At 42.3% G+C, this 18,556-nt stretch carries 16 protein-coding genes; 2 read left to right on the top strand and 14 right to left on the bottom strand.

The genetic code is table 11. The annotated features are described in order from the left end of the window. Window positions 1–146: 146 nt before the first annotated feature. The 7 genes from EUBREC_RS02355 to EUBREC_RS02325 all read right to left on the bottom strand — a co-directional run bounded on the left by EUBREC_RS02355 (window position 147) and on the right by EUBREC_RS02325 (window position 8,432). Window positions 147–1,478, bottom strand: a complete 1,332-nt coding sequence (locus EUBREC_RS02355; RefSeq protein WP_041253841.1) for a PEGA domain-containing protein — start codon at window positions 1,476–1,478, stop codon at window positions 147–149. A gap of 104 nt (window positions 1,479–1,582) precedes the next feature. Then, window positions 1,583–2,551, bottom strand: coding sequence for a protein kinase family protein (locus EUBREC_RS02350; RefSeq protein WP_041253840.1), 969 nt, complete (start codon window positions 2,549–2,551; stop codon window positions 1,583–1,585). 53 nt (window positions 2,552–2,604) lie between these two features. Next, window positions 2,605–3,945 (bottom strand): CCA tRNA nucleotidyltransferase, encoded by a 1,341-nt coding sequence (locus EUBREC_RS02345; protein ID WP_012741432.1) that lies wholly within the window; start codon window positions 3,943–3,945, stop codon window positions 2,605–2,607. Window positions 3,946–4,292: 347 nt separating this feature from the next. After that, on the bottom strand, window positions 4,293–5,732 hold the full coding sequence (proS, locus tag EUBREC_RS02340) for a proline--tRNA ligase (RefSeq protein WP_012741431.1): 1,440 nt from the start codon (window positions 5,730–5,732) through the stop codon (window positions 4,293–4,295). Between the two features lie 94 nt (window positions 5,733–5,826). After that, window positions 5,827–6,972, bottom strand: coding sequence for a glycerate kinase family protein (locus tag EUBREC_RS02335; RefSeq protein WP_012741430.1), 1,146 nt, complete (start codon window positions 6,970–6,972; stop codon window positions 5,827–5,829). 29 nt (window positions 6,973–7,001) lie between these two features. After that, window positions 7,002–7,979 (bottom strand): hypothetical protein, encoded by a 978-nt coding sequence (locus EUBREC_RS02330; RefSeq protein WP_012741429.1) that lies wholly within the window; start codon window positions 7,977–7,979, stop codon window positions 7,002–7,004. 15 nt (window positions 7,980–7,994) lie between these two features. Next, complete coding sequence (locus EUBREC_RS02325) at window positions 7,995–8,432, bottom strand: DUF4869 domain-containing protein (RefSeq protein ID WP_012741428.1); 438 nt, start codon at window positions 8,430–8,432, stop codon at window positions 7,995–7,997. Window positions 8,433–8,736: 304 nt separating this feature from the next. Here EUBREC_RS02325 and EUBREC_RS02320 point away from each other — a divergent pair, with 304 nt between their 5' ends. After that, complete coding sequence (locus EUBREC_RS02320; protein ID WP_012741426.1) at window positions 8,737–9,438, top strand: AzlC family ABC transporter permease; 702 nt, start codon at window positions 8,737–8,739, stop codon at window positions 9,436–9,438. Between the two features lie 44 nt (window positions 9,439–9,482). Continuing rightward, entirely contained in the window at window positions 9,483–9,791 is a 309-nt protein-coding gene (locus EUBREC_RS02315; RefSeq protein WP_012741425.1) for an AzlD domain-containing protein, read from the top strand. Window positions 9,792–9,859: 68 nt separating this feature from the next. Here EUBREC_RS02315 and EUBREC_RS02310 read toward each other — a convergent pair whose 3' ends face one another. From EUBREC_RS02310 to EUBREC_RS02280, 7 genes are all read right to left on the bottom strand, one after another. Next, window positions 9,860–11,290, bottom strand: a complete 1,431-nt coding sequence (locus EUBREC_RS02310; RefSeq protein WP_012741424.1) for a GGDEF domain-containing protein — start codon at window positions 11,288–11,290, stop codon at window positions 9,860–9,862. A 352-nt stretch (window positions 11,291–11,642) separates the two neighbouring features. After that, the gene (locus tag EUBREC_RS02305) at window positions 11,643–12,044 is read right to left on the bottom strand and encodes a bacteriohemerythrin (protein WP_012741422.1); all 402 of its coding nucleotides are present in this window, start codon (window positions 12,042–12,044) and stop codon (window positions 11,643–11,645) included. A gap of 195 nt (window positions 12,045–12,239) precedes the next feature. Then, window positions 12,240–12,920 carry a FadR/GntR family transcriptional regulator gene (locus EUBREC_RS02300; RefSeq protein WP_012741421.1) on the bottom strand — a complete coding sequence of 227 codons (681 nt, stop codon included), beginning with the start codon at window positions 12,918–12,920 and terminating at the stop codon, window positions 12,240–12,242. Between the two features lie 114 nt (window positions 12,921–13,034). After that, window positions 13,035–14,711 (bottom strand): EAL domain-containing protein, encoded by a 1,677-nt coding sequence (locus tag EUBREC_RS02295; protein ID WP_012741419.1) that lies wholly within the window; start codon window positions 14,709–14,711, stop codon window positions 13,035–13,037. Window positions 14,712–14,732: 21 nt separating this feature from the next. Next, the gene (locus tag EUBREC_RS02290; RefSeq protein WP_012741418.1) at window positions 14,733–16,445 is read right to left on the bottom strand and encodes a methyl-accepting chemotaxis protein; all 1,713 of its coding nucleotides are present in this window, start codon (window positions 16,443–16,445) and stop codon (window positions 14,733–14,735) included. A 546-nt stretch (window positions 16,446–16,991) separates the two neighbouring features. Then, the gene (locus EUBREC_RS02285; RefSeq protein ID WP_012741415.1) at window positions 16,992–17,768 is read right to left on the bottom strand and encodes a sulfite exporter TauE/SafE family protein; all 777 of its coding nucleotides are present in this window, start codon (window positions 17,766–17,768) and stop codon (window positions 16,992–16,994) included. After that, a complete protein-coding gene (locus EUBREC_RS02280) occupies window positions 17,765–18,205 on the bottom strand; it encodes a MarR family winged helix-turn-helix transcriptional regulator (protein ID WP_012741414.1) in 441 nt (146 codons plus the stop codon). Before EUBREC_RS02280 ends, EUBREC_RS02285 begins: the two co-directional genes overlap by 4 nt. Between the last annotated feature and the right edge of the window lie 351 nt (window positions 18,206–18,556).

The raw sequence follows: 18,556 nt of genomic DNA, 5'->3' as shown, positions 1-18,556 counted from the left end.
TTCCTCCTCTGGATTTTCATAATTTATATAATTCGAGCTGTATTCCCAAATTACCTACAAGAATATATATACTTGTTTTTATGGGGTTTGTCAAGGAAAATGCGCTATTTCCTAGGCTTTTATGTACTTTTACCATTCTTAAAACCTTACTTTGAACTTAATAAAGAGGTTAATGTTGAAAGATAATCGGATATGTCCTTATTTGTCAGACTATTTTTGGAACTGTCAGAGGATTTATTGTATGTCTGCCGTGATGAATTTGTGCTCTTCGAGCTGCCGGTGGTGCTTTTAGATGTACTTTGATTGTCCTTCTCATCTGCCCTCTGTGAGGCAGTCTCTGAAGGAGTCTGTGCGGTGGCCTGCGAGCTGTCCGTGCTGCCGGTTCCGGTGCCTGATGAATCACTGCCGAGGCTGTCCTTATTGTCGTTTATCGTAATCTGTATGGTGGCTTCCTTCGAGTTCACGTAAAGCGTCCTCGTCCAGGTGTCATAGCCATCGGCTGTTACCTTAAGCGTGTGTTTTCCGTATGTTATCTCAACCGGGCTCGTATAGTCGATTTCACTGCCATCGACATATATTTTTGCTCCCTGCACGTCAACCTCGAAAAGGATGCTGCTCTTTTTAGGACCCTCACCCTTTAAATCATTTAAATTTACCTTTGTAGTCTCGCCTCTTTTTATCTCAATATCCGTGCTGCCTCCCCAGCCGTTGTTGGCCACAGCGAGCGTATAGCTGCCCTCCGGCACATCAAGCGACATATCCTTAGTGATTTCTGCAAATATCCTGTCTCCGAGCTGCAAAAAGCTGCCCTCAAACAGCGATGTATTGCTAAGCTGCAGTGTGCCGTGCCCTGTTGTGACAGAAATTGACACTATATCCTTGTCAATCCCGACAACAGCCAGCTTATCCTGCGCCGTTAGGCTGTCAGTATCTATGACATCCGAGCCTGAAAATATCATGGTGCGCTCATCCAGCCTGTAGCTGCTATTTCCGATTTCAAGCACGCTATTATTCTTATCCACAGAAAAATTGGTCACTGCGTCGTTTGTCCACACCTTATCGGATTTTTGTATCCGCTTTGCCTTGCCGTCTGAATCTGCCCCTGATATGTCAACCACATCACCCTGATGTATGTCTGAAACTGACATGTGATTGCCATATTTGTCAAAAAAGCCGGTGGTCAGCCCATAGTAATACTGATACTGCACTCCCGTCGAGTAATTGTATACCCTGATTGTCTCATTGGCACTGTTTATGTCCGATACTATGAGAATATCTGAACTTTTCTTAACGGACTTTCCGTTTTCCTCCGCAGCAGCTTTCAAACCGGACTGCGTGCTTTCTCCCACGGCCTCCGTCGTATCATTCATGCTGTTATAGAATTTTTTTACACCATCATCCGTGTCCTGTTTTCCACATGCTGCAAGTAACAGCACAAGCATGCATACTATGCAAAATAATCTTTTAAATTTCTTCATCTGTATTTCCTTTAATAGCTGGCTTTAAACGTTTTTCTACAATAATAATATATCGTATAGTCATTTACTTTTCAATTAAATTCACTATATATATGCATTACTGCTTACACTATGGCTTGCAGGGCATGCAGATACTCCTCGCGCTCCCCACTTAGCTGTATGAGCTGTGCAAGCTTATCCACATCGCGGTCGCATACCCATGACTTGCGCGAGTTGCTATAGTGATTGCAGAGCTTACAAAATTTTTCAGGAAACAAAAGCAGTGCTTGAAGCAGTCTCATTGATGTATCATCAAGACTTCTTACGCTGCAATAGCTGTCAAGAATTGCATCTGCAACCGCTGTATCCCAGTGATTTTTTTCGAGCATCTTGCGCATGTACTCCGCAAGATCAGTTTCCGGATATCCCGGATGCATGGTCTCGAAATTGACAGGGAGCCATCTTCCGGACTGTGTATACACGACATTGTGCTGGTTGAAGGCTCCGTGACAGTATATCGGAACCGACGTTTTACTATTTTCCAGCTCACACAATATTTCCGCCGATTTCTGTCCCTGCTCTAAGAATCTCTCATAGCATTCATAAAACAGATGCTCAAAAGCATTTGTCTTGCTGCGACGCAGTATGTAGTTTTTAAGCTTTACTATCTGCGCACATTTGCGCTGAGCTTTTTCGTACAGGCTTTCTACCTCGATATCCGAAGGCAGCGGATACTTTTCCAATATATTGTGCAGCTGCGCTAATGCCCTGCTGCCGCCACGCATATCATCTATGCTGTCCGTGCTGCACTCTCTGCCTGCTCTGTAATCCTTCAATATGTATGCGTCCTCACAGTTATCTCGCGATATGATACACTGCTCCTTTGTCTGTGATATCTGCTCCACATCCATACCGTTTCTCTGGATAAATGCCAGCGTATCCCGCAGGGTGCATGCCCTTTGCTCATGCCCTCTGTACGGCACGAGCAGCTTCTGCCCGATGCCTGTGTCACATATATATGCTCCTCTGCCCTTTATTATCCTGCTTACTGTAAGCTCATATTTTTCCAAAGCCACTTCCGGCTGATTATACAAAAAAATCCCCCCTCATATAATTAATGCATCATAACTATTAAGATGCTTTTTAATCATATGAGAGAGGTTATTATTTTATTCGCAAGCTCTTTAAGTTTTTGTGCTTCATTGAGCGATGGGTCATCAAGCACCTGCTCATAAAGCCTGTCCAGGATATCGCCAAGCTTCGGTCCCGGCTCTACTCCCATTTTAATCAGGTCGCTGCCATTTATTTTCATTTCCTTTTTTGATACACACTGGTGGTCTGCGAGGATTTTCCTGTATACACTCTCATATTCTGCGATGTATTCAAGCTTTTCTGCGCGCTTATACATGCTCTGTCCGAGTGTATCGGCTCTTTTCACCTCAAACAACAGCGGAAAAAGCTCTGTTCCTATGCGGCTTATGGCACGCCTTACATTGCGCTCTGTGATGGCCGGACGGTCATCATGCTCTTTTACGAGCTTACAGCAACAGTCTGTAGTCCTGTTATCAAACTTAAGGCGCCTGAGTATCTTTCTTGTCATATCAGCTCCCACAACAGGATGCTTCTTGAAATGATTCTGGCCTTCCTCATCTGTCGTAATGCACACAGGCTTTGCCACATCATGAAGCAGCATAGTAAGCCTTAGGATTTTGTCCGCTCGCACATGCTCCAAGGTATGAAGCGTATGCTCGCCGACACTGTACATATGGTGCTTATTGTGCTGAGGTGTCTGCATCATCACATCAAACTCCGGCATGAATACCGCTGTGAGTCCAAGCTCATACAGATCTCTCATCATCTGCGGATGGTCTGATGTCAGAAGCTTCACAAGCTCCACCTGGATTCGCTCTGCGCTGACCTTTGACAAGGCAGGGGCAAGCTCTTTTATGGCTGCTTTAGTCTGTGCCTCTATATCAAAGCCAAGCTGGGCTGCAAATCGCACCGCACGAAACATCCTGAGTGCATCCTCACTGAACCTGTCGTGTGCACAGCCCACACATCTGATCACATGTGCTTTTAAATCTGCTATGCCGTCAAATTCATCGACAAGCCCTGCCCTATGATTATATGCCATGGCATTGATTGTGAAGTCGCGCCTCTCCAGATCAAGCTTCAGATTGGAGGTAAAGGTAACCTCCTTTGGATGGCGTGCATCCTCGTACTCTCCGTCTATCCTGTAGGTGGTGACCTCATAGCCCACATGCTCCAGCATGACCGTGACTGTGCCATGCTGGATACCTGTGTCTATCGTATGGTCAAATATCGCTTTGACCTGCGCAGGCTTTGCAGATGTGGTGATATCCCAGTCCTGTGGCACCCGGCCCAGGAGACTGTCACGCACGCATCCACCTACCGCATATGCCTCAAAGCCATGCTCGTAGAGCGTGTCTATTATGAAGTTGACATTCTGCGGTAAATCTATGCGCATCGTTGGATTCTCCTTTTTTATTCTAAATGACGCTCGCCGGAGGGGCACATTGCCACAGCATACAACTGTGACACATGCTCTCATAACTCCTTAGTCTGGTGAGAGTAAATACCTCCTGCGGCAGAGCTTATTAGGCGCTAAAAAATCAAACGCGCTTACGCTTGAACGAGTATTTTTTGCGCCAGCTTCAGCCGCAGGTGGCATTAACTCTCACACACGACACGTCGTAAATCGAGCATGCGCCACAGCCGTATGCTGCGTCAATGCGCCCCTCCGGCGAGCTGTTTATCATAATAATATACAAAAGTAATGATTAATTCGCGAAATAAATTCTCGTAGGCGCGAATTTAATATGCCTTGCCCCAGTATACGAGCTTATGCGCCGGCTTTCCACAGCATACGCATACGTCGGAAATCTGCTCCTGGTCACCAAATGGCATACAACGGCTTGTAACTGTTGTGTCCTCTTTGATTTTATTCTCGCAGGCCTCGTCTCCACACCACATAGCACGGATAAAGCCAGGCTTTGTCTCTGCGATTGCCTTGAACTCATTGTAGTCGTGTGCATCGTTTATATGGCTTGCAAGGAATGCCTTTGCCTTCTCGAGCATGTCATTCTGCATTGTCTCAAGTACCTCTGCGAGCTTCTCATTGACCTCATCAAGTGAGACAACGATTTTCTCTCTTGTGTCTCGGCGGACGATAACGCACTGGTTTTTCTCGATATCCTTTGGTCCAATCTCGATACGTGTTGAGATTCCCTGAACCTCCTGTGCTGCGAACTTCCAGCCAGGTGTCTTGTCGGTTGCATCGATTTTCACACGGAAATCCTTTGAGAGCTTGTCCTTGAGGTCGTATGCCTTGTCAAGGACGCCGTCCTTCTGCTGCTGGATTGGAATGACCATAACCTGTGTTGGTGCAATCTTTGGTGGAAGCACGAGTCCTGAGTCATCTCCGTGAACCATGATGATAGCTCCGATAAGACGTGTTGAAACGCCCCATGATGTCTCATGACAGTACTGTAATTTATTGTCCTTGTCTGTGTACTGGATGCCGAATGCCTTAGGGAAGCCGTCACCAAAGTTGTGTGAGGTTCCTGACTGGAGTGCTTTTCCGTCATGCATGAGTGCCTCTATTGTGTATGTAGCCTCTGCTCCGGCGAACTTCTCCTTGTCTGTCTTTCTTCCCTTTACCATAGGGATTGCAAGATATTTCTCACAGAAATCCGCATAGATGTTTAACATCTGTACTGTACGTGCCTCTGCCTCCTCGGCTGTTGCATGAACAGTATGTCCCTCCTGCCATAAGAACTCTGATGAGCGGAGGAATGGACGTGTTGTCTTCTCCCAGCGCACTACTGAGCACCACTGGTTATATACCTTTGGAAGGTCTCTGTGTGACTGTACTGTTTTGCTGAAAAGCTCGCAGAAAAGTGTCTCTGATGTAGGTCTTACTGCAAGTCTCTCCTGAAGTGTCTCAAGTCCGCCCTGTGTGACCCATGCGACCTCAGGTGCAAAGCCCTCTACGTGATCCTTTTCCTTCTGGAGCAGGCTCTCCGGAATGAACATTGGCATGTATACATTCTCTACACCTGTCTCTTTGAACATTGCATCGAGATTTTTCTGTATATTCTCCCAGATGGCATAACCATTGGGCTTAAAGATCATACATCCCTTTACAGATGAATAATCCATCAACTCTGCTTTCTTCACAACGTCTGTATACCATTGTGTGAAATCTTCCTCCATGGAAGTGATGGCCTCTACTAATTTTTTCTCCTTAGCCATTGCTTTTCTCCTTTTTTATTGAAATATTCTATGATATACAGGGCTTTTATGTCTCATCACGCCCCTGCACCACGCATAATTTTACTAACATATATTATTCCATAAGCGAGCTGATGTCAATAAGCCTGAAAACCTGTTCTGCAGTGTTTTTCATATTTTTTTGAGCATTTTTGATATCCATAGCCTCATTAAGCGTTGTTGCCCCTCTTATAATAGGGAAAAACGCATCTATGCCTTCTTTATTACATGCCACTGCATCGTCAGTGACACTCCCTGCAAGTGCGATTACTTTACAGCCGTTTTTTCTGCCTGCTTTTGCCACTCCGACAGGCACCTTTCCCATGGCGCTCTGTCCATCAAGCCTGCCCTCTCCGGTCACTACGATATCGGCATTTTTCAGTTCCTTGTCAAGCTGTATTGCGTTTAGCACTATATCTATGCCGGATTTAAGCTCCACGTTCTCAAGTCCAAATAGAAAAGCAAACCCAAGACCTCCCGCAGCGCCTGCTCCCGGTGTCTCGCTAAAACGTTTTCCCGCATACTCCTCAACACAGTCTGCATACTGTCTCATCATTTTATCCATCTGTGCCTTTTCATGCTCCTGTACGCCCTTTTGCTTTCCAAAAATGTATACGCAGCCCTGCTCTGTGCACAGTGGATTAGTAACATCACATGCTATTTTGAAATGACACTGCTTCAATTCTGAAGGGACCTTATCAGCCTTGATCTTTCTTACCCTTGCAAGCGAGCCAAATACCGGTGGAAGAATATTGTCATCCTCATCATAAAACTCATAGCCGAGCGCCATCAGCATTCCTATGCCGCCCTCAGTGGTTGCGCTTCCGCCTATTCCGATTATGAAATTCCGACAGCCCTTGTGCACGGCATCCAATATCATCTCTCCCACACCCAATGAGGTCGCTTTCCATGGATCAGGTTTACCTTCAACAAGTGTGATTCCTGATGCTTCTGCCATTTCCATAACAGCCGTATCATCCTCAAGTACTCCATATGTCGCGTGCACCTTTTGTCCCATCGGTCCTGTTACATCAACATGTTCATATGTGCCATTCATGCCCTCTACCAAAGCGGTTACAGTTCCCTCGCCACCATCTGCAAGTGATCTGACCACCACATCTGCTTTCGGTATTGCCGCCAATATGCCTTCTTTGCATGCCATCCCTGCCTGCATGCTTGTCATGCTTCCTTTAAATGAATCAATTGCTACTACAACCTTCATTTAACCATTCCTCTATTTTTTCTTAATATTTATTCATCTTTCTTATTCAGATCAATTATGTTCATTTTTCTTAAAATCGACTCTTTAATTGCTCCACTTAAATATGCCGGATTTAATTTACGTTTTGCATATGCCAAATAGGTGTCTTTTGTTTGTTCAATCAGAATAGCTGTAAAAAACCTTTCCCAACTGAAATAAAGCTTGCTCTCTACATACTCTGATGGATTACTCAATATGCTTCTTACTGTATTATTCTTTAAAATATCGGCATCCATAATCATCCATTCAAATGATTCAGGCAAATATAAGGCCACATTTTTTCTGCCATGGATAACCTGCAACACCCTGTCAATCTCGGAACCAAATGCCGCCCCATCTGCAATGACAAGTATTTTTTCACCTTTATGTTTGTTCAGATAATGAAAGACATTTGATTTTCCATTCATAGATTCACATTTCAAACCATTTTCTATACATACATGTTCAAAAAATTGATATCCTGAATTGCTGTCTTCCGTAATAATAATCTCCGGACTCACTTTATCTTCATATGTATCTGTTCCATATATCCGATAGAATTCATGATAACTTTGTTTCAATGTCCCATATCTTCCAGATGTACGAATTCCATAGATTTCTTCTACGCTATATGGCAATGCTGGTAAAGCTTCCCTAGTAACAATTACATAATAATTATCTGTTTTTTGAATTTTATCTGCAAAATCTACTGTCGTTATGAATTCATTTCCCTCATCAATAAATACAATACAGTCTGATATGCCTGACAACTGCTCTTTCCATAAACTTCCTTCAACCACATGACATTTTTTATCACATATCACCTCTACAGGTGTGCCGGTTGGATTATTCACGAAATCACGAATCATATCTACAAGTGTAGTTTTTCCAGTTGCACTGTCTCCCTGGATAATCGTCAGATTTCTCCGAAGTTCAAATTCATACTTTAAACGTTTTGTTGATACAATAACTTTATGTTTTCCTTTCATCGTATCCTCCTGCCATCAAACAAATTCACCTGCAATTGATACCAGTTCTTCCATGGTATGTACAATTTCATTCGTGTTAAGGATTCGGATGTCAAACGGTTCAACTTCAAATTTCATCAAATGACGTAAGTTTATTGTTCTGTCTTCTGTTTCTGCAATTTTTAATAACCATTTTGCACAATTATCTCCACAGGTCGATGCATTGAAAATTTTATTTTTTTCAAACTTCACCAAAATCAATGTTTTAACACCACCTGATAACCCCGTAGGCGGTATTTTTCCTAACACTGGGCTGTCGATTACTCCACTGTCCAAAACAATCGACTGATCCACATCCTTTATCATTTTCTTCACAAATGGATCTGTAATCCAGTTATCTTCATAATCATATTTAAAATACGCTGCCGTATTATATACTGCTTCTTTCATATCTCCATAAAATATATTCAGCATACAAAATCTACTCCTCCTGTTAGATTAGCCTTGAATGAATTTCACCTCACTACAATACAAATGTATTTTCCAAAACCTAGGTAAGTGCTTACCATATGAACCTCCACGAAATCCATCAATCCGCTGTACTTAGCTACAGTATAGCGGATTGATGGGCAAATTACAATTATTATTACCGGTCTTTATGCAGTTACATGATGCGCAACTGCAAGATTGTAAAGTGGTACATACAATTTGAAAGTGCATTTTCATGAAATTTGTGCTAGAATAACATGTTGTTGTATTATGCTAAGGAGAATTTAGAATGGAAAACTATAAACGAGGACTGACAGCAGGAATCCCGATTGCGCTGGGATATCTGTCAGTTTCATTTACTTTTGGAATTATGGCGGTGTCATATGGACTATCCTGGTGGCAGGCTGTGCTCATTTCGATGACCACTGTCACATCTGCCGGACAGTTTGCAGGCATTGGAATAATGATGCATCCGGGACAGTATTTCCAGATGCTTATTTCGCAGATTACTATTAATATAAGATATTCCTTTATGTCGATTTCGGTTGGTCAGAAGGCTGATTCCAGATTTAGCGGAATTTCAAGATGGATACTCGGCTTTATGATGACTGATGAAATTTTTGCCGTGGCAAGCCAGGAGGATTCTGTGAGCAGAAGCTTTTTTGCAGGACTTTCAACTCTTCCATACATCGGCTGGGCTGTCGGTACGCTGATAGGTGCTATACTGGGAAGCATCCTGCCGGATAGGCTTATGAGTGCGCTGAGTCTTGCTATTTATGGCATGTTCGTGGCTATCGTGGTTCCTGAGATGAAGAAATCGCGTGCGGTCGTGTTTGTTGTGCTGCTTGCACTCGTGCTTAGCTGCATGTTTTACTACATACCGTTTTTGTCAAGGATTTCAAGCGGTATCACCATCACTGTTGTAGCCATTGTGGCTGCAGTTATCGGTTCGCTGCTGTTTCCGGTTGCAGATGATACTGATAAGGAATGATTTATTAAATATTTGATAATAAGCGTATAAGGAGATTTTACATAATGAAAAACAGTGTATTTTTTATATATTTACTCATACTCGCGGGCTCCACATATCTGATCCGCGTTATTCCTTTTATCGCAATAAAAGAAAAGATCAACAACAGCTTCGTGCGATCTTTTCTATACTATATTCCGTATGCAGTTTTAACCGCCATGACTATTCCGGCAGTGTTTTATGCTACTAACTGGTGGGTTGGTGCAGCAGCAGGACTTATCGCGGCAGTGATATTTGCATTAAAGGGCAAGGGGCTTACAACCGTCGCCGTGGCTTCCTGTGTGGCGGTATTTATTGTAGAGCTGTTCCACTAATTATTTATTTTCCCACTTAAAAGATTCCATCAATACCATATCCGTATTGGTGGAATCTTTATTTTAATTTACTTTCTCCTGTCTATGTCACTGTCACTGTAATAGCGCGCCTTGCTTGCATACATTCTCCTGTCTGCTTCCTTCGCAATATCGTATACAAACTCCCAGTCTTCCTCCAGACTTCTTACACATCCGTATGAGATGGTCATGGAATCGACGATTTTTCCTCTCCATTCGGCTACACTGCTGTCGAAATGCTTTGTCATAGCATCAAGCTCATCCGGCTTTTGTGTAATTATCACAGCAAACTCATCTCCGCCTATTCTGTACACCCTGCCAAACTCACCAAAGCTTGCCATCATGCATGTTGCGGCTGCGCAAATCATCTCATCACCCGCAGCATGTCCATATGTATCGTTTACATGCTTTAAGCTGTTTAAATCAAGTGATATATATATCCACTCTTTTTTCAAATCAAGCTTATTGATATCTGTCTCATAGGCATGTCTGTTCAGGCACCCTGTAAGTGCATCAGTATTCGATATATACAACAGCTTTTCTTTCTCATATTTTTCCTTCATAATCTTCGAAAACATATACATAATACAGCACGATGCGAGTATAAGATATATGCCAACTACAAGCAGTGCTACTACGCTGTTCGTCATATAAAAGGATTTGTCAATGGTGACAGCCACTATATATTTGTCACCTCTCCTGATTACACATCTGCAGCCTGAATCATTTACGCTAATCTGCCTTACTGTTGGCTTATCGCTTTCCTTAATATCTGTTGGAAGGCCTAAATCGTGGAAGGTTTTTCCTATTTTGTCACAATCTGTGGCCCCCTTAACCAGTTCTGTATCTGCATCTGCCACATAAAGTTCCATGCCCTTGTACACAGGCATGTCAGAAACCACTGTAGATATTTCATTCTGCTTCAATTCATCTAAGAGCCTTTGCGGCTTCAAACCCACCTGTACCATCATTGTGCCAGCCTCATTCCAGGTAATGGCATACATCATTGCCTTTCCCTCTGATGTATTCGGTGTGACATCCTGACACATCGTAAGGCTCTTATCGGTGAGCATTGGTTTAAAATATGACATCTGAGTCCCCGAATCAAAGCTGTAGCCAAAGTATTTTGGCACGCTGCCGCTGGTTATACAACCTGTTTCATCAAACAGATGTATCTCATCTACCGACATCAGCTTTGCTATCTTTTGCAATTCCTCCACATCATTTTCTACCTGTGGCTTTGCATCTACGATATATGACACTGCTTTTGCCCTGACTATATAATCGTCCTTTAACGATTCTATAAGCTCCTCCTCACTCTGGTCATTTTTATCGAGCACAGTGAAAACACGATCCAGAAGCACCTTTGATAGCTTATATGCATTTGCATCATTTACATATTTCAAAATTCCCGCCTCGAGAATCAATGCTACTACGATTACTGAAACTGAGACCATTGCAAATCTTCGCTTATTTTTCATATCCAAATTATACCAAATATATGCTGATTACGCTATATTTTTCTATAAAATTACGGACCGCATGCCACCGCCTGCCGTGGCAGCGCACATACTCCCCGTAAGCTACGCTGCGCGGCTAAGATTCTGTACGAAATTATGCTTACAGTCTTTCTATGCTTGACGAAACCGGCTTTTATGCGCCGTCCATGGCGCATAACGCCTTGCCCAGCCGTCCATGGCTGGGCATTTCTGTGTTTCACGGCATAATTTCTACAGTATCTAAGCCGCTTCGCTATTCGCTTACGGGGAGTATGTGCGCTACCACGGCAGACGGCGACCTGCGGTACTTACTCTTTGCTAAAACTCAGGTACTTTATTGTGGCTTCGGTATCTGACAGTCAACATACAGGATATGGTTTATCAGCCAGTCTGTGAGATACTTGAGGATTCCCATGATCTGCTCATCCTGATCTATCTCCTCATCACTATGATGCTCAATGAACTCATCCAGCTTTTGTACAAATTCCATATGCTGAACCTTCTGTGTAAACATCTTCTTGTAATGTATTGATTCCATGTACTGCTCCTCGTCAGCAAAGTGCTTTACTGTGTAGTCGCGGAGCTTCTCCAAGATGATATCCATCTTATCATATTTATCCGGTGTAAACTCATCATGCAGCAGTTCATATGCTTCATCTGCATATTTAAATAACTGCTTGTGCTCTTCATCAATCATATCTATTCCGATATAATATTCTGGTTTCATTTCATACATAATTTCATCCTTCTTTCTTATGTAGTAATATATCAACTTTTTGTTTTATCATTAGCAATACTTTGACATTCCAACCAAAATGACTTATGATGTATAATGTAAACAGGTTGCTGGGCGACTATTTCAAGCGCCAGAACCATAAAATATGGTACTGCCGGTCACATCGCAGTGTGGCCGGTGATAACCGGACAGTCATTAATTTATGGATTTTATATGCTTCCGGTTGTAGATCAGATGCAGATACATCGCATCGTGGGCACGGACGGCATCGTGGGCTGCAATTGCATCTGCAATTTCACGATGAATTTCGATGGTTTCATCACGCATGGTGAATTTTGCAGACTCACGGATCAGAGGAATTGAACTGTTGATGATAGGAACCAGCTTTGGAACAACTATATTTTTGCTGCTTAAGGCAATAGCAGTATGAAATGCTATATCCTTTTCAGCGTGATTTTTATTTGCAAGAAGGAGCTTTTCGGTATTTTCACATGCAGTAAGTATGTTTTTGATATCTGTCTCATCTGCACGGATAGCGGCCATGGCAGCTATGGATGGTTCGATTAGAAATCTGATTTCCATCAGATCTTTAATCATCTTTTGTTTATCTTCAACAAAGGTCAGGCCGAATGGATCATCAATCATCCCGGGAGTGGCGGAAACATATGAACCGGAGCCTTGGCGTATGGTGATCACATTACGTGATGCGAGTGCTCGCATAGCTTCACGCAGAGAGCTTCTTCCAACATTCAGCCGTTCACACATTACGGTTTCGTTCGGAAGCTTGTCACCCGGCTGCAGATTTTCCTCCAGTATGTATTTGATAATTCTCTCTGCAATCCTTTGGGAAAGAGTTTTTTCTTTGGAATTTTGCATGTGATTTGCCTCCTGTTGCCCAATACCTTGATGTTTAGTTTTTCTGTACGTTTAAATATTCTTTCAAATATTTCATTGGCATTCTTTTTGTCTGTAACTCCCGGAAAATATTCCTTATATCCCATAGTTGTTTAAAAAAACGCCTTTTTCGCATGGTCTGCCATACAGATATCCCTGCATATAATCTACATGGATTTCTTTCATTGCGCAAGCCCACTCTTCCTTCTCAATTCCCTCAATGCAGATTTTTATATTTATACTGTGAACCATCTCTATAATCTTTCTGAACAGCTCATAGTCCTTCTCACTGCTCATCGCCCTTGCCGTAAAATCCTTATCTATCTTTACATAGTCCGGGTTCATCTCACTGATATAGCGAAGATTTGAATAGCCTGTTCCAAAATCATCTATTATGAACTGGATATTATTCTCATCAAGCTTTTTCCTGAAGCTGCAAAAACATGGCGTCATATCCATGAATCCACTCTCTGTCATTTCGATACAGATGGATTCAGGTCTCAGATTGTTTGCCCGGATAGCAGTAAGGATTTTATTTGCCATACTTCCACGCATAATCTGTATATATGATACATTGATATTTACCCTGAAATCCGCAATATACTGCTGCATTTCACGGCACATTTTTGCTGCTTCGTTCAATACAAACTCTCCAACCGGAATGATGAGCCTGCTCTTCTCCAGTAAAGGAATAAACTCAACCGGGGAAATCATTTCATCGCCCTCATCCGAATGCATGAAAAACCGTAAAAGTGCCTCTGCACCGATTATTCGATCAGCACTATCTAAGATAGGCTGATAATATACCTCAAAGCCTTCAAAATCATTTACAGTTGCGCTACGAAGCGCACTCAGGATGGTATTTTTGCGCAATGACACTTTATAATCCTCTTCCTCGAAGAAATAAAGGCTTCCTCCGCCTCTTTTTTTTGCGCATTTTAAAGAAAAATCCGACTTTTTCCTGCACTCTATTGCGTCCTCTGCCAGTGTTGATATATCTGTCACTCCGGCAGAAATCGAAAAGATTGATTTATAGTTTTCATCAACTATAAACTCATCAATTTTTTCACCTATCCTTTTGAACAACTGCACCACATCATCCTGCGATTTGCTAAGCATATCCACAAGCATATACTTATCTGTAACAAGATGATATATTCTCTGACCGCTTGAGAGACATTCTGCTATGCATTCGGCCACTCTTTTAAGTATGTAGTTGCCATATATCTGACCCTGAACATTATTGATTATCCCAAAATCGTCAATTCCAATCTGTATGAAATAACCTGACAGCTTCTCTTTAGGCTGTGAATAGAGATATGATGCCATCTCCTTTTCACCTAACAGCCCACTGATATTGTCAGCTCGCTGCCTTGTTCCTGTCTCGTTCATGCAGCCTATAATATATCGTGGTTTCCCCGCCTCGTCATTGATGACCTCCCCACGGCAGTTAATCCATACCGGGAGATTTTTGCTGTTCATCAAACGACATAGCACGTTGTACCTTTTTTCTTTTCCATCATATATTTTACGCTTGTGATTTTCGAGCAGCTTACGGTCTTTCTCATAAACCAATGTACGAAGATGCTTTGTTGCATCATTCATAAATTTATCAGGAAGCATAAAACGCTCTACCGCTGACTGTGATATCCTCAGTGTATCATTCTTTAAATCTATAATATACAGATAATCATCCATACAAGGTGCAATTAAGTCTATCAGACTTCCTGCCTCCTGCTCGTCAAGTATTTTATATGCATCAAAAGCCCTCATTAAATTTCACCTTCTATTATATTACTCTTCAATGTCTGAGATTTTGAATTTTGCTATCATTTCACTCAGATTTTCTGATTCACTGCTCATCTGCTGGCTCGCAGCCGCACACTCCTGTGATGTTGCTGAATTGGTCTGTACAACATCATTGATCTGCTCAATTCCTTCGTTAATCTGCTTGATCTCACTGGTCTGGGTCTCCAGTGTATCAGCTATATTAGTCACCTCTTTTGTAATCACCTTAGAGTTCTCTGCTACTTCTTCAAGCTGTGAAGCTGTCTGCTCTGCAATATTCATGCCTTTTTCAACAGCCTGCACAGATGTCTCTATAAGCGCAGCTGATTCCTTTGCAGCCTGTGCACTTTGATCGGCAAGCATATTTACCTGATTTGCCACAACCGCAAAGCCTTTTCCTGCCTCCCCTGCTCTTGCTGCCTCAATAGAAGCGTTTAATGCAAGCAGGTTGGTCTGTGATGCAATCTCATTAATGGTTGATATAATCTGATCTATCTGTTTAGAGGCTTCGTTTATTTCATGCATAGATGTAACCATCTCCTGCATCTTTCCATTGCTTTCCCAAATTGCACCTCCAAGCTCATCCACTCTTCCACTGATTTCCTTTGCACTCTTTGAATTCTGCTCCACCTGCTCTGAAACTCCCTCAACCGTCGCTGTCAGTTCCTCTACAACCGCAGCCTGATTGGTTGCACCGTCTGCAAGGTCATTTGAGCTTGCAGCTACCTGCTCTGCCGCACTTGAAACCTCGCTTGATACATTCTGGATTCCCTTTATGGTGACTGCCATACTTTTTTCAAATTCCATAAATGAATGTAAAATACCTACAAAATCGCCTCTCCACTCTACTTCCGGCTGTGCATCAAAATGTCCGTCCGCAAAGAGCTTCATCGACCTGTCTATATCATCCACATATGAGCCGAGAATACGGATAGACTTTCTCATGCTGTGTGCCAATCTACCGATTTCATCCTCTGAACGGTAATCAAGTGTGCTGTGAAGATTTCCTTCTGTCAGCTCCTTTGCCACTTCCTCGATTGCATGTAATGGCTCAAGGATTGTATCAAGCACGATCTTTCCTGTTCTCTTTGTCAACTGCCATGCACATATCAGACAGATAATGATGACTATGAGTCCGACTGCAGCACATACATATGTCCTTACAACTGCCTGATGGCTTCTTTCGTCAGTCAGCTTGTTGATTTCCTTTGCAAGCTCAACTGTTTTATTTAACTTTGGTGTACACTCATTGATAATCTGATCAACAGCCTCATCCTTCTGTCCGGCTTTAATCTTATCCATGATTGAGTATCCGATATTCGCCCAGTCAGAAAGAGCCTTTGAATATTCATTATACTGATTCTCAGGAACGATACCTGATTTTTTTATTGTTTTTAACTGCACATCAACATCTTCAAGCTTTTCTTTTGCGCCCTGCTCATAGTCGTCATATGTTGATTTGTCAGGATTAAGTGCCATCTCTCTTACATTTCTAGCCGCTGCATTTACATTTATTCTACATGTCTTAACCGCCTGATCGGCAGCATTTACCTTGTTTACATAGTTTAACATATTGAAAAACAACACACCAATGACCGCAATCGAAAGCAGTCCCGAAATAAGCATCATGGTAATAACCATTCTATAGCCATAGTTAATCCTTTCACCCAAATGCATGTTTTCCAATTTCTTTTTCATCGCATCTTTTTTTGAAGACATAGTTTGTTATTTCCTCCTATCTTATGATACCTTTTGACCATTTAATTATATTATTATTTATACTCAAGGGCATTTATACTCAAGTCTAAATTCATCAGACAAATTCAGTATAGTACTATTTTTCTAAGGGAGCAATACTATATTCTCAATAATCTTTATGTGAATCTTTCTATTAAATATGTGGTTTTGCACAAAATGGTAGATTTTTTTCGCAATCCCCTTAAAATACATATGATGATTTTTTCTTGTTTTATGTAATGATGTAAGTCCCGGCTGCCCGACCGGCACACACAGCTTCCCCCGCGTGCTACGCTGCGCTGCTAAGATACTGTACGAAATTATGCTTGAAGAGCTTCTATGCCTGACGAAACCGTCGAAACGCGCCGTCCGTGGCGCGGTTCTCCTCGCCCCTGCGTCCATGCAGGAGCGTTTCTGTGTTTCATGGCATAATTTCTACAGTATCTAAGCAGCTTCGCTATTCGCACGCGGGGAAGCTGTGTGTGCCGGTCGGGCAGCCGGGGCTTGCAGTTATATATTCAGGAAAAATCAGCTCAGAAGTGAAAATGCAAATACCACGATGCCAAGTATTACAAGTACAATACCTGTGGCACGATTTAAGGTTTTTGCGGATGCCTTGTTTGCAAAGACCGCTGCAATTCTCGCCCAAAGGAGTGTAAATGCAATACATAAAAGCAGCACAAACCAGTCCGGTTTTCCACCGATGGCAAAGTGCGAGGCAGCTCCTGTAAAGGCTGTAAATGCCATGATAAATACGCTCGTTCCGACTGCAGTCTTAAGCTCATAGCCAAGCACCGATGTGAGGATGAGGAGCATCATCATACCGCCTCCCGCACCTATGAAGCCACAGATAAATCCGATAATCACACCGCAGATGATTGACTGGACAGCTCTCTTTTTAGCTGAAACTCCCTGCATGGCCTCCTTTGTTGTCATGACAGGACGGACTATAAACTTGATTCCGAGTAAAAATGTCATAAATACCGAAAAGTTGCCCATTGTTGCTGACGGCACAAGGCTTGATACATAGCTTCCAACAACCGTGAAGCATAAAACCGTGACCATCATTATGAGCCCGTTTTTTACATCAAGGTTCTTGTTCTTTCCATATGTATAGGCTGACACTGCGCTGGCAAGTACATCAGACGACAGGGCTATTCCCACTGCCATATAAGGGTCCATTCCCAAAAATGTAATGAGCATAGGGCTTATTACTGCTGCTGCGCTTAGTCCCGCAAAGCCGGTTCCAAGGCCTGCGCCCATACCGGCAAAAAATGTTACTATTATAGTTATTAATGTGCTCATTTGTGTGATTTCCTCCTGATTATTTCATCCATATTATTCTCAAGCTGTTCCATAACAATCGTCAGCTGCTTTTTCTGCTCCTCATCTATCCCTGCAAACAGATTTGCTGTAAACTGCTGCTGTATACGCCTTCCTCTTTCAATGACAGTCCCGGCCTTTTTTGTACAGACAAGCTCCGTCTTCCTCCTATCATTTTCCACAGGTTTTCTCTCCAGATAGCCTTCATTCACAAGCTTATCAACATTTACAGACACAAGATTTGCCTTGATTTTTCTTATTTCAACTATATCCCTTGCCGTCTTATATTCCGGATTGTTCGCCAGAAACATGAGTATATCAAAGGCTGTCTGCGGAAGCTTCAGCTCATGGCACAGTGGTCTGCACTCATCGCTGTAGGTTCGCGAAATCTTCTCTGCAAACTCAAAGTTAAATTTCATATGTGATATTCCTTCTTTTCTTTTCCTATTTTGCTGCTTCGTTATACATTTTTGAATTATTCATTTTTGAACTAATTATATATCTCTCTGTCATTTTGTCAAGCGGTTATCGTAATTTATACCCTGCAATGCTATACTTTTTGAGGCATTTTTTCATTAACTATTATGATATGATTTAACAGTTATATAATACCTTGAAAGTATCCTGCAGTCATGGTATTATATGTAATTGGCGCTTTGTTGCACATTTTAAACACCGGCTAATCTACCGGTGATTTTAATTTTAATAACTAAAGCTTCGTACATATATAATGTAGGAGTTTTAAATTAACAATCATTTACAATAGGAGG

This window comes from Agathobacter rectalis ATCC 33656 (genome assembly GCF_000020605.1).
Classification (GTDB): domain Bacteria; phylum Bacillota; class Clostridia; order Lachnospirales; family Lachnospiraceae; genus Roseburia; species Roseburia rectalis.
This window is presented reverse-complemented; position numbering and strand designations above follow the sequence as displayed.